This window comes from Aeromonas sp. FDAARGOS 1411 (assembly GCF_019047125.1).
In the GTDB taxonomy this organism is placed as follows: Bacteria; Pseudomonadota; Gammaproteobacteria; order Enterobacterales; family Aeromonadaceae; genus Aeromonas; species Aeromonas veronii.
This window is the reverse complement of sequence record NZ_CP077214.1, coordinates 3,671,202-3,683,697: the sequence shown is the minus strand read 5'-3', so window position 1 is coordinate 3,683,697 and position 12,496 is coordinate 3,671,202. Positions and strand designations below refer to the sequence as shown.

Genomic DNA, 12,496 nt, shown 5'->3' with positions numbered 1-12,496 from the left:
GCAGGCTAACCAGAAATCCCGAGGAGTCATCCCATGTCCCGTTCCGAACGCCTGCTGGCCCTGCTCCAGCTGCTGCGCGGCCACCGTTACGCCATAACTGGCGCGGAGCTGGCCAACCAGCTTGGCATCAGCCTGCGCACCCTCTATCGGGATATCGCCACCCTGCAGGCGCAAGGTGCCCATATCGAGGGTGAACCGGGGATCGGCTATGTGCTGCGTCCCGGCTTCATGCTGCCGCCATTGATGTTCAGTGAAGAGGAGCTGGATGCGCTAGTGCTGGGGTCACGTTGGGTCGTCGCCCACGGTGACGGAGCCTTGAGAGCATCGGCCAGCAGTGCGCTGGCCAAGATAGAAGCCGTACTGCCAGCCGACTATCGCCAGCAGCTCCAGAGCAATGCCCTGCTGATCGGCACCTCCCGCAGCGACCGCCTCACCGATGAAGCCCCGCTGCGCTGCGCCATCCGCCAGCAACGCAAGGTGACCCTGAGTTATCGTGACCTCAAAGATAAGGCCTCTGAGCGTACCGTCTGGCCCTTTGCCCTCGGCTACTTCGAACAGGTGCGGGTACTGGTAGCCTGGTGCGAACTGCGTCAGGGCTTTCGCCACTTTCGGGTCGATCGCATCACACGGATGCAGCCGCAAGATTGCCGCTATCCCAAAAGCAGAGAGAGCCTGCTGAAGGAGTGGCGCACTACCCAGCAGATCCCGCAACCCAGATTCATTGCTGACAGAAACTGACAGCAGGTAGCACCATGCTGACGGGGTCGGCGCCAATGCGCCATCTCATCAGCAAGGAGCATCACCATGTTAGTCTCCCAGTTCACCATCCTCTACGTTACCAACCCGGCCCGCAGTGCGCTCTTCTACTGCCAGCTGTTCGGGCGTGAACCGGTGGAGGAGTCACCTACCTTTGCCATGTTCGTGTTCGAATCGGGCGCCAGACTGGCACTCTGGTCCAGCGCCACTGTTGAACCTGCCGTGACCCAAACGGCCGGAGCGATGGAGCTGGCCTTCGCCCTCCCCGATGATGATACCGTCGATCGCCTGTCTGCCGAGTGGCTGGCGCGCGGGCTCACCCTGATCCAGGCGCCGACCAAGATGGAGTTTGGCTACACCTGCATGGCCCTCGATCCGGATGGCCATCGTCTGCGCCTCTACTGCCCGGCACCTGAGCTTGGTTAATCGGGTTCAATGTTCCACGTGGAACGAGCAACGTCCTCCACCAGAAAAGCAAAAAGCCGCTCACAAGGAGCGGCTTTTTGCTGTCTGACAGCGTCGATTAGACGTCGAGGTTGGCCACGCGCAGGGCGTTGGTCTCGATAAAGTCACGACGCGGCTCTACTGCATCACCCATCAGGGTGGAGAAGAGCTGGTCAGCACCAACGGCGTCGTCGATGGTGACGCGCAGCATGCGGCGGGCTTCCGGATCCATGGTGGTTTCCCACAGCTGGTCCGGGTTCATCTCACCCAGCCCTTTATAGCGCTGGATGTAGATGCCGCGTTTGCCTTCGCCCATCAGCCACTCGACGGCTTCCACGAAGTTGGCAACCGGTTTGACCTTCTCGCCACGCTTGATGAAACCACCTTCCTCGATCAGGTTGGCGATCTCCTTGCCCAGCGAGACCAGCTGACGGTACTCACCGGACTGCAGGAAGTCGTAGCTGAGCGGATATTCGCGGTCGACACCGTGCTGACGTACCACGGCGTGCGGCACGTACAGGCTGCGCTCTTCGTCACGACGAACCTGGATCTGGTACTGGATACCGTGGTTGCTCTCGTTGAGCACGGCTTCCATACCCTGACACCAGGCCAGCAGATCGCTCTCGCTGTTCAGCAGCGCTTCGTTCAACTCCGGCTGATAGATCAGCTGGGTCAGCACGGCTTCCGGCGCACGACGAGACATGCGGGTGATCAGGTGAGTCACCGAGCGGTGCTGGTTGACCAGACGCTCCAGTGCCTCGCCACCGATGGCCGGGGCAGACTCGTTAACGTGCAGGGTAGCACCATCCAGCGCCATGGCGGTCTGGTACTGCAGCAGCGCGTCTTCGTCTTTCAGGTACTGCTCCTGCTTGCCCTTCTTCACCTTGTAGAGCGGCGGCTGGGCGATGTAGACGTAGCCACGTTCGATGATTTCCGGCATCTGACGATAGAAGAAGGTCAGCAGCAGGGTTCGGATGTGCGCACCATCGACGTCCGCATCGGTCATGATGATGATGTTGTGATAACGCAGCTTGTCCGGGTTGTACTCATCGCGACCGATACCGCAACCCAGTGCGGTGATCAGGGTGCCTACCTCTTGCGAGGAGATCATCTTGTCGAAACGGGCCTTCTCCACGTTCAGGATCTTGCCCTTGAGCGGCAGAATGGCCTGGTTCTTCCGGTTGCGACCCTGCTTGGCGGAACCGCCAGCAGAGTCCCCTTCCACTATGTAGAGTTCGGAGAGAGCCGGGTCTTTTTCCTGACAGTCAGCCAGCTTGCCAGGCAGACCGGCGATATCCAGCGCGCCTTTGCGGCGGGTCAGTTCGCGAGCCTTGCGGGCCGCTTCACGGGCACGGGCCGCATCGATGATCTTGTTGACCACGATCTTGGCATCGCCCGGGTTTTCCAGCAGGAAGTCAGCCAGCTTCTCACCCATCGCCTGTTCAACGGCGGTCTTCACTTCGGAAGAGACCAGCTTGTCTTTGGTCTGGGAGGAGAATTTGGGATCCGGCACCTTGACGGAGATAACGGCAATCAGACCTTCACGCACATCGTCGCCACTGGCGGCAGACTTAGCCTTCTTGCTGTAATCCTCTTTGTCCATATAGGAGTTCAGAGTACGGGTCAACGCGGTACGGAAGCCAACGAGGTGAGTACCACCATCCCGCTGCGGGATGTTGTTGGTGAAGCAGTAGACCCCTTCCTGATAGGCGTCATTCCACTGCATCGCCACTTCAACGCCGATACCATCCTGCTCGGTGGTGAAATGGAACACCTTCGGGTGGATCGGGGTCTTGTTCTGGTTCAGGTATTCAACGAACGCCTTGATGCCACCTTCGTAGCAGAAATGCGCCTCACGGCCGTCACGCTCATCCATCAGACGGATGGAAACACCGGAGTTGAGGAAGGAGAGCTCGCGCAGGCGCTTGGCCAGGATCTCGTAGTGGAACAGGGTGTCGCTGAAGATGGTCGGGCTCGGCCAGAAGCGAACTTCGGTACCGGTGCCGGTGCTGTCGCCAATCTGCTTGAGCGGAGCTTGCGGCTCACCCAGATGATAGGTCTGTTCGTAGACGTGGCCGTTACGACGAATGGTCAGCAACAGCTTGTCAGAGAGGGCGTTAACGACGGAGACACCCACGCCATGCAGGCCGCCGGATACCTTGTAGGAGTTGTCATCGAACTTACCGCCAGCGTGCAGCACGGTCATGATGACCTCTGCGGCGGAGCGGCCCTCTTCCGGGTGAATATCGACCGGAATACCACGGCCGTTATCGCGCACGGAGACGGAGCCATCGGAATGGATCTTGACCTGAATATCGGAGCAGTAGCCAGCGAGCGCCTCGTCAATGGAGTTATCGACGACCTCGAACACCATGTGGTGCAGACCCGAGCCATCATCCGTATCGCCGATATACATCCCCGGGCGCTTGCGGACCGCATCCAGGCCCTTCAGCACCTTGATATTCGAGGAGTCGTAAGTATTTTCACTCATAGCTTACTCTCTGCCTTCTCTAACGTTTCGGAGATTTTACCCTGTTCCACGTGGAACAACTTGCAGTCATTCGCATCCATCATGTCTGCGAGCTGACCGGTGTCGATGGCGGTGATAAACACCTGGGACGCACACTGCTTCAGCCTTGCGGCCAGCAAGCGGCGCTTGTCGACATCCAGTTCAGAGGCAAAATCGTCAATTAAAAAAATACAGCCACGGCTGCTATGTTGATTCAAATAGAGCCCTTGGGCCAGTCGCATGGCACAGACCAGCAACTTCAGCTGACCCCGGGACAAAATATCCTGAGCGGGTACCCCGTTAGCCTTGAGGCGAACATCGGCTTTCTGTGGACCGACCCCGGTATAGCCCAGCGCCCGATCCCGCTCAAACCCCGCCTCCAGCAGATCGCCGAGGGGAGTATCTTTCTCCCAGCCCCGGTAAAAGCCGAGACTGATATCGAACTCCGGCAGAAAATCCGCCGTCATCTCCTTGATCAGGGGCGTAATGGCCTGACAATAACTGGCGCGAAACTCGGCCAGCTCACCCCCCAGCCGCACCAACTCCTGATCCCAGAACGCCAGCTGGCGATATTGGGTGCTCTGGCGCAACAGCGCATTGCGCTGTTTCAGCAGCCGCCGCACTCGTCCCCACAGGGCAAAGAAGGTCGGCTCCTGATGGAAGACACCCCAATCGAGCCAGGCGCGGCGAGCCTGAGGCCCGCCCGTCAGCAAGTTGAAACCATCGGGATGGATCAACTGCACCGGCAACAGCTCCGCCAAATCGGCAAGCCGCTGGGCCTGTGCCCCGGCAATCTTGAGCTGGGTCTCGCCACTCTTGTCTTTGGCAAGACCGATCGGTACCTGACGCCCCTCCAGCTCGCACTGGGCAAACAGGGTAAAGGCCCTCTCCCCCTGGCGGATGACCCGCCCGGTCAAATGAGTGCGAAAGGAGCGCCCCAGACCAAGGTAGTGAATGGCTTCCAGCACGCTGGTCTTGCCGCTGCCATTGCACCCGACCAGAATGTTGAGGCCGGGCGACAGCTTGAGACTGGCTTGCTGGATATTGCGAAAGTCGCTGAGCTGGAGTTTGACCAGGGACACGACTAGATCCGCATCGGCATCACCACGTACTGAGCATCCTGATGTTCAAAATCCTCAATAATGGCACTGCTGATGGAATCGCTCAGGCTAATCCGAATTTGGTCACATTTTAACGTATTCAGCACGTCCAGCACATAAGAGACGTTAAAGCCGATCTCCATCTCGCCAGCGGCATATTGTACGTCAAGCAGCTCTTCGGCTTCTTCCTGTTCCGGGTTGTTGGCGGTGATGCGCAGCAGGTTTTCCTGCAGATTGAGACGCACCCCACGGAATTTCTCGTTGGAGAGGATGGCGGCGCGGGCAAACGCCTGACGCAGATCCTCACGACCGGCGATCAGGGCCTTGTCGCTGTTGCGCGGAATGACGCGGCGCCAGTCCGGGAAGCGGCCATCCACCAGCTTGGAGGTGAAGATGAAACCGTCCAGCGCAGCACGCAGGTTGCTGCGACCGATCTGCAGCCGCACCGGCTTGTCTTCCGCCTCCAGCAGACGCACCAGCTCCAATACCCCTTTGCGCGGCAGGATAACCTGATGATCGGGCAGCGATTCCCCTACCACCTCGCGGCGGCAGGTGGCCAGACGGTGACCGTCGGTCGCCACGGTACGCAGACCGTGACCTTCACTCTCGAACAGCATGCCGTTCAGGTAGTAACGCACGTCCTGGCTGGCCATGGAGAACTGGGTCGCATCGATCAGCTTCTTCAGCTCCAGCTGGCTGATATCGAACTCGAGCACGGATTCCCAATCCTCGATGTTCGGATACTCGGTCGCCGGCAGGGTCGAGAGGTTGAAGCGGGAGCGACCGGACCGGATGATCAGGCGCTCCCCTTCGGTATTGAGACGGATCTCGGCGCCTTCCGGCAGACCACGGCAGATATCCAGCAGCTTGCGCGCCGGTACTGTGGTGCGGCCATCTTCGCTGGCCCCGTTCAGATAGACCTGACCGATCATCTCTACTTCGAGATCGGTACCGGTCAGTGACAGCAGACCGTTGCTGACATCAAGCAGCACGTTGCCGAGGATCGGCAGGGTCGGTCGGCCGCCGAGGGCGCCGGACACCAGTTGCAGAGGACGTAACAGGGCCTCACGGCTAATTTCGAGCTGCATCTGTGCTCTCCGTTGTGATTAGGAGGAAAAGATTCGGATCAGGTTGGAATATTCGCGCTGCATCTGTCCACTCGATTCCGTTATCAGGAAGAAAGGGTACGGATCAGGTTGGAATAGTCCTCCTTGATGTCGTGACTCTCCTCCTTCAGCTGCTCGATCTTGCGGCAGGCATGAAGAACGGTAGTGTGGTCACGGCCACCAAAGGCATCACCTATCTCCGGCAAACTGTGGTTGGTCAGCTCCTTGGCCAGTGCCATCGCCAGCTGGCGCGGACGGGCCACGGAGCGGGAACGGCGCTTGGAGAGCAGATCCGCCAGCTTGATCTTGTAGTACTCCGCCACCGTCTTCTGGATATTGTCGATGGTGACCAGCTTCTCCTGCAGTGCCAACAGGTCGCGCAGCGCTTCGCGCACGAAATCGATGTTGATGGCACGGCCGGTGAAGTTGGCGTTGGCGATCACCCGGTTGAGGGCGCCTTCCAGTTCACGGACGTTGGATCGCAGACGTTTGGCAATGAAGAAGGCCACTTCGTCCGGCAGATGGATCTGGTTCTCGTCTGCCTTGCGCATCAGGATCGCGACGCGGGTCTCCAGCTCCGGCGGTTCGATCGCCACGGTCAGGCCCCAGCCGAAGCGGGACTTGAGGCGATCCTCGACACCGTTGATCTCCTTCGGATAGCGATCCGAGGTCAGGATGATCTGCTGGTTACCTTCCAGCAAGGCATTGAAGGTATGGAAGAACTCCTCCTGGGAGCGCTCCTTGTTGGCGAAAAACTGGATGTCATCGATGAGCAGGGCATCGACACTGCGGTAGTAACGCTTGAACTCTTCAATGGCGTTATTTTGCAGCGCTTTCACCATGTCCTGAACAAACCGCTCGGAGTGCATATAGATGACTTTGGCATCTTTTTTACTCTCCTTGATGGCATTGCCAACGGCGTGCAACAGGTGGGTTTTACCAAGGCCAGTGCCGCCATAGAGGAACAGCGGGTTGTAAGCACCACCCGGATTGTCCGCTACCTGACGGGCAGCAGCACGCGCCAACTGGTTGGACTTACCCTCGACGAAATTCTCGAAGGTATAGTTCACGTTGGTGTTGCTCTTGTGGTTCGGCTCGGGCTTGGCTTCAGCCTTGCTTTCCCAGCTCTTCTGCAAGTTATTCACAGGCGCGGCACCCTGTACCGGCGCTCTGCTTGCAGCGACGGTGACGGGGTGGGGACGATTGCCAATATCAAAACGCAGGGCGGGGCCATCGACCCCGCAAAGTTCGTTAATGATGCCGTTCACCCGGATGAGGTACTTGTCTCGTACCCAGTCCAGAACGAAGCGATTCGGTGCATACAGGGTCAGAGTATTGTCACTCAACTCCGCTTGAAGCGGCCGGATCCACATGCTGAATTCTGCCGAGGGCAACTCATCTTGCAGCCGGTTAAGGCACTGCTGCCATAGCGAAGCAGTCACTCTAAACTCCTGTCGATTGATTAACTAAAGACCGGCTATTCTACGTTTTTAGCCGCCGGATCTCCAGCCGTGACCCCGCGGATCCAGCAAATAAGATCCTTGACTTTCAAGGATCCAGCGCCTCCGGATCATCTTTCATCCCCAAAGTTACCCACAGCTTGATCCACTGCTGCAACTGGCGGATCTCGTGCTGCACTCCTGTTATTTCATATAACCAAATGTCATTTATTTTTTAAATTTTATTCCAATAACATCAGCGCCAAAGCAGTTATTACAACTACAAATACAAGACATTTAGAGAGAGAAACCCCATGAAAACTTCCATCAAGCTTATTTCCGGCGCAGCCATCCTGCTCGCTACCCTGTCCGGTCAGGCCATCGCCCAGGAGACCATCAAGGTCGGCATGTCTGGCAAATATTTCCCGTTCACCTTCGTCAAGCAGGACAAGCTGCAGGGCTTTGAAGTGGATATGTGGAACCAGATCGGCGAGCGTACCGGCTACAAGGTCGAATTCGTGACTGCCAGCTTCTCCGGCCTGTTCGGCATGCTGGAAACCGGCCGCATCGACACCATCTCCAACCAGATCACCATCACCGACGAGCGCAAGGCTAAGTACGACTTCTCCCAGCCTTACGTCTATGACGGCGCCCAGATCGTAGTACGCAAGGGCAACAGCACCATTCATGGCATCAAGGATCTGGAAGGCAAGAAGGTGGCCGTGAACCTGGGTTCCAACTTCGAAGAGCTGCTGCGCAAGAATGACCCGAACAAGAAGATCGATATCCGCACCTATGACTCCGCCTTCGAGCAGGATGTTGCCCTGGGTCGCATCGATGCCTTCGTGATGGACCGCGTCTCCACCGCCCAGCTGATCAAAGAGTCCAAGCTGCCGCTGCAACAGGCTGGCGCACCGTTCGAGACTATCGAGAACGCCCTGCCCTTCCTGAAGACCCCGGAGAAACAGGCGCTGCTGAAGAAGGTCGACGAGGCCCTGACCGCCATGCGCAAGGATGGTTCCCTGCGTCAGATCTCCGAGAAATGGTTCGCTTCCGACATCACCGACAAATAAATGATGGAATTTGACCTCGAATACACGCTGGGGCTGTTTCCCATCCTGCTCAAATATCTGGGCACCACGATGGAGATGGCCCTGTGGGGATTCGTGCTGGCACTCGTACTCTCGCTGGCCCTGGCGATAGTACGGGTGTTTCGCGTCCCCGCGATCCACTGGCTGGCGATGCTCTATATCTCGTTCTTTCGGGGTACACCGCTACTCGTTCAGCTGTTCCTGCTCTACTACGGACTGCCGCAACTGTTCCCGATCTTCGTGGGGATGGATGCCTTTACCGCCGCCATCGTCGGTCTGACCCTGCACTTCGCCGCCTACATGGCCGAGTCGATCCGCGCAGCCATCCTCGGCATTCACAAAAGCCAGATGGAAGCGGCGCTCAGTATCGGCATGAGCCGTTATCAGGCGATGCAGCGGATCATCCTGCCGCAGGCGGCCCGTATCGCCACCCCGTCGCTGATGAACTACTTCATCGACATGATCAAGAGCACCTCGCTGGCATTCACGCTGGGGGTGGCCGAGATCATGGGCAAAGCGCAGATGGAAGCCTCCTCCTCCTTCAAGTTCTTCGAGAGCTTTATGGCGGTGGCGCTGATCTACTGGGTAGTGGTGATCTTCTTTACCCGCTTGCAGCATCTGCTGGAAGTTCGTCTCAACCGTGCCTATTAAAGGAGGGCGTTCATGATCAAGCTAACCGGCCTCTCCAAGGCATATCACGGCAATCAGGTGCTCAACGGCATCGATCTGGAGGTCAAAAAGGGGGAAATTGTCGTCATCATCGGTCCCTCCGGCACCGGCAAGTCGACCCTGTTGCGCTGCCTGAACCTGCTGGAGACCCCGGATGCGGGCACCCTTGCCATCGACGATCTCGAGCTGAATCTGGCCAAGGCCAGCGAACAGCAGGCGATCGAGCTGCGCAAGCGGGCCTCCTTCGTGTTCCAGAACTACGCCCTTTTTGCCAACAAAACAGCGCTAGACAACATCGCCGAAGGGCTGATCACCGTCTGGAAGCAGCCAAAAGCGGAGGCCCGCGCCACAGCGCTCGGCATCCTCAAGGACATTGGTCTTGCCGACAAGCAGGATGCCTATCCGGCCTCCCTCTCCGGCGGCCAGCAGCAACGGGTCGGCATTGGCCGCGCCATGGCGGCCCACTCCAAGGTGATCCTGTTTGACGAGCCCACCTCGGCCCTCGATCCCGAGTGGGTCGACGAGGTTTTGGGACTGATGAAAGAGTTGGCCCGCCAGCACCAGACCATGGTGGTGGTGACTCATGAGATTGAATTTGCTCGTGATGTTGCCGATCGGGTGATCTTCATGGAAGGGGGGCGGATCGTCGAGCAGGGCCCGCCGGATCAGATATTGGTCGATCCCAAGGATCCCCGTACCCGGGAGTTCTTGCGGAAAGTCCTTAAATAGCTCTCTCTTTGGCGGCCTGGCCGCCTTTTTTATTGAGGGATCCCTTGTTTAACACCGGGTTGCCAGTATAATCCGGAGCCCTTGATCCTCTGGATCCTCACGCTCGGCAGTGGCCTTTTCAAGACCACGGCAGGATGAGAGGGAACGGCGGATTGACTAAAAGCCGAACTCTGTTTAGAATTCGGCCTCTTTTGCTAGTCGTCACACGCTATAGCTGGCGCGTCGGCTAAGTGTGACAATCAAAACTGTACAGAAATACGGAATCGAATCATGAAACGTACTTTTCAACCGTCCAACCTGAAGCGCAAGCGCTCTCACGGTTTCCGCGCCCGCATGGCAACTGCCAACGGTCGTAAAGTTCTGGCCGCTCGTCGTGCCAAGGGTCGTGCCCGCCTGGTAGTCTAATGCCTACCCAGCACACCTTCTCTCGGGAGTTACGTCTGTTAACTCCCGAACACTTCAAACGCGTTTTCGCCGAGCCTGTCCGGGCCGCCTCTCCGCAGATTACCCTTCTCGCTTCTCCCAATTCGCTCGAACACCCTCGTCTTGGTCTCGCTGTGCCCAAAAAAGCACTCAAGCGTGCCGTTTGGCGTAATCGTGTCAAACGGGTGGTTCGGGAAAGTTTCCGCCTCAAACAACATCAGCTGCCCGCTATCGACATCGTGGTGATCGCCAAGGCCGGTGTGAAAGAGATGGATAACGAGGAACTGTTCAAGTTACTGGAAAAGCTATGGCGCACCCTGTCACGCCGTTGCAATGGGTAGCTATCAAACTGATACGCCTGTATCAGCTAATCATTAGCCCTCTGCTCGGGCCGCGCTGCCGTTTTACCCCAACTTGTTCCCAATTTGCGATAGAAGCCATCCGACTTCACGGTTTCATAAAAGGCGTTTGGTTAGCCAGCAAACGTCTATTAAAATGCCATCCCTTATCCGAGGGTGGTTATGACCCGGTTCCGCAACCAAAGCGAAGAAACTGAAAACTATGGAATCACAACGCAATCTACTCCTGATCGGTTTGCTGTTCGTGAGCTTTCTGCTCTGGCAACAGTGGGAGTCCGACAAGGCTCCGAAGCCGGCCCCGACTACCGTGGCCCAAACCGAACATTTCGTACCTGAAGCCGGTCAGACCGGTGATATTCCTCAGGTTTCCGAGCAAGCCAATGCGACTGCCGCACGCAAGCTGATCACCGTCTCCTCTGACGTGCTCAAGCTGACCCTGGATACCCAGGGTGGCGACATCGTGTCTGCCGAACTGCTGTCTCACAAACTGGAAGAGGGCAAGGACCAACCGTTCGTGCTGCTGACCAGCAAGCCTGAGCACCTCTATATCGCCCAGAGCGGTCTGGTGGGTCGCAATGGTCCGGACAGTCAGGCCGAAGGTCGTCCTACCTATGAAGCCGCCCAGACCAGCTATCAGCTGGCCGATGGTCAGGATCAAGTCGTCGTTCCGATGACCTGGACCGACAGCAAGGGCGTGGTCTTCACCAAGGAGTTCATCCTCAAGCGTGGCGACTATGCCGTTAGCGTTGATTACAAGATCGACAACAAATCTGCCGAGCCGGTTCAGGTGCAGTTCTATGGTCAGCTGAAGCAGACCGTAGCAACGCCGAAGGATCAGGAAGGTCATGCCATGGTAGCCAGCGCTTACCGTGGTGGTGCCTTCTCCACTGAAGATACCCGCTACAAGAAGTACACCTTCGACGAGATGAAGGATGCCGACCTGAACAAGACCACCAAGGGTGGTTGGGTCGCCATGCTGCAACACTACTTCGTCTCTGCCTGGGCACCGAATGCCGACGATACCAACAGCTTCTACAGCCGTGTGATCCCGGGCAAAGGCCAGGCCATCATCGGTTACAAGGCGCCGCTGGTTGACGTGGCTGCCGGTCAACAGGCCGAAGTGACCAGCAAACTGTGGGTTGGCCCCAAGCTGCAAGACCAGATGGCCAAGGTGGCTAACCATCTCGACCTGACCGTCGACTACGGCTGGCTGTGGTTCATCGCCCAACCGCTGCACTGGCTGCTGACCGTGTTCCACGGTTTCGTCCAGAACTGGGGTCTGGCCATCATCATGCTGACCCTGCTGGTACGCGGCATCATGTTCCCGCTGACCAAGGCCCAGTACACCTCCATGGCCAAGATGCGCATGCTGCAACCCAAGATTGCGGCCCTGCGCGAGCGCTTCGGCGACGACCGCCAGAAGATGTCTCAGGGCATGATGGAGCTGTACAAGAAGGAGAAGGTCAACCCGCTGGGTGGCTGCCTGCCGATCCTGGTTCAGATGCCGATCTTCATCGCCCTTTACTGGGCACTGATGGAGTCCGTTGAACTGCGTCACGCGCCGTTTGCCCTGTGGATCACTGACCTGTCAGTGAAGGACCCCTTCTTCGTGCTGCCAATCCTCATGGGTGCCTCCATGTGGTATCTGCAGAAGATGAGCCCGACCACCGTAACCGACCCGATGCAGCAGAAAGTGATGCAGTTCATGCCGATCATCTTCACTTTCATGTTCCTCTGGTTCCCGGCTGGCCTGACTCTCTACTGGCTGGTGAGCAACGTCATCTCCATCATCCAGCAGACCATCATCTATCGTCAGCTGGAGAAGAAAGGACTGCATTCACGCAGCTAATCTTCCCGTGATGACAAAAGAG

The 12,496-nt window shown here is 57.8% G+C and carries 13 protein-coding genes; 9 read left to right on the top strand and 4 right to left on the bottom strand.

Translation table 11 applies throughout. The features are described 5' to 3' along the window. Nucleotides 1–33: 33 nt before the first annotated feature. Nucleotides 34–738, top strand: a complete 705-nt coding sequence (locus I6L41_RS16640) for a YafY family protein (RefSeq protein WP_216960141.1) — start codon at nucleotides 34–36, stop codon at nucleotides 736–738. 66 nt (nucleotides 739–804) lie between these two features. Continuing rightward, on the top strand, nucleotides 805–1,182 hold the full coding sequence (locus I6L41_RS16635; protein WP_216960138.1) for a VOC family protein: 378 nt from the start codon (nucleotides 805–807) through the stop codon (nucleotides 1,180–1,182). Nucleotides 1,183–1,279: 97 nt separating this feature from the next. Here I6L41_RS16635 and gyrB read toward each other — a convergent pair whose 3' ends face one another. The 4 genes from gyrB to dnaA form a co-directional block, all read right to left on the bottom strand. Further along, nucleotides 1,280–3,691, bottom strand: a complete 2,412-nt coding sequence (gyrB, locus tag I6L41_RS16630; protein WP_076494165.1) for a DNA topoisomerase (ATP-hydrolyzing) subunit B — start codon at nucleotides 3,689–3,691, stop codon at nucleotides 1,280–1,282. Beyond that, the gene (gene recF, locus I6L41_RS16625) at nucleotides 3,688–4,791 is read right to left on the bottom strand and encodes a DNA replication/repair protein RecF (RefSeq protein WP_005339305.1); all 1,104 of its coding nucleotides are present in this window, start codon (nucleotides 4,789–4,791) and stop codon (nucleotides 3,688–3,690) included. Before recF ends, gyrB begins: the two co-directional genes overlap by 4 nt. A 2-nt stretch (nucleotides 4,792–4,793) precedes the next feature. Beyond that, complete coding sequence (dnaN, locus tag I6L41_RS16620) at nucleotides 4,794–5,897, bottom strand: DNA polymerase III subunit beta (protein WP_005339306.1); 1,104 nt, start codon at nucleotides 5,895–5,897, stop codon at nucleotides 4,794–4,796. A gap of 83 nt (nucleotides 5,898–5,980) precedes the next feature. Continuing rightward, nucleotides 5,981–7,357, bottom strand: a complete 1,377-nt coding sequence (dnaA, locus tag I6L41_RS16615; protein ID WP_216960135.1) for a chromosomal replication initiator protein DnaA — start codon at nucleotides 7,355–7,357, stop codon at nucleotides 5,981–5,983. Between the two features lie 311 nt (nucleotides 7,358–7,668). Here dnaA and I6L41_RS16610 point away from each other — a divergent pair, with 311 nt between their 5' ends. The 7 genes from I6L41_RS16610 to yidC all read left to right on the top strand — a co-directional run bounded on the left by I6L41_RS16610 (nucleotide 7,669) and on the right by yidC (nucleotide 12,474). Next, a complete protein-coding gene (locus I6L41_RS16610; RefSeq protein ID WP_005339308.1) occupies nucleotides 7,669–8,427 on the top strand; it encodes an amino acid ABC transporter substrate-binding protein in 759 nt (252 codons plus the stop codon). After that, a complete protein-coding gene (locus tag I6L41_RS16605) occupies nucleotides 8,428–9,096 on the top strand; it encodes an amino acid ABC transporter permease (RefSeq protein ID WP_019445518.1) in 669 nt (222 codons plus the stop codon). It abuts the gene before it with no gap. A gap of 12 nt (nucleotides 9,097–9,108) precedes the next feature. After that, nucleotides 9,109–9,843 (top strand): amino acid ABC transporter ATP-binding protein, encoded by a 735-nt coding sequence (locus I6L41_RS16600; protein WP_005339311.1) that lies wholly within the window; start codon nucleotides 9,109–9,111, stop codon nucleotides 9,841–9,843. 270 nt (nucleotides 9,844–10,113) lie between these two features. Continuing rightward, on the top strand, nucleotides 10,114–10,248 hold the full coding sequence (rpmH, locus tag I6L41_RS16595) for a 50S ribosomal protein L34 (protein WP_005307156.1): 135 nt from the start codon (nucleotides 10,114–10,116) through the stop codon (nucleotides 10,246–10,248). Continuing rightward, the gene (gene rnpA, locus I6L41_RS16590) at nucleotides 10,248–10,607 is read left to right on the top strand and encodes a ribonuclease P protein component (RefSeq protein WP_005342318.1); all 360 of its coding nucleotides are present in this window, start codon (nucleotides 10,248–10,250) and stop codon (nucleotides 10,605–10,607) included. The genes rpmH and rnpA overlap by 1 nt, the downstream gene beginning before the upstream one ends. Then, nucleotides 10,574–10,822, top strand: coding sequence for a membrane protein insertion efficiency factor YidD (yidD, locus tag I6L41_RS16585; RefSeq protein ID WP_075116235.1), 249 nt, complete (start codon nucleotides 10,574–10,576; stop codon nucleotides 10,820–10,822). Before rnpA ends, yidD begins: the two co-directional genes overlap by 34 nt. 5 nt (nucleotides 10,823–10,827) lie before the next feature. Next, nucleotides 10,828–12,474: a membrane protein insertase YidC gene (gene yidC, locus I6L41_RS16580; protein ID WP_216960132.1), complete on the top strand. Its 1,647-nt coding sequence runs from the start codon at nucleotides 10,828–10,830 to the stop codon at nucleotides 12,472–12,474. Nucleotides 12,475–12,496: the final 22 nt, after the last annotated feature.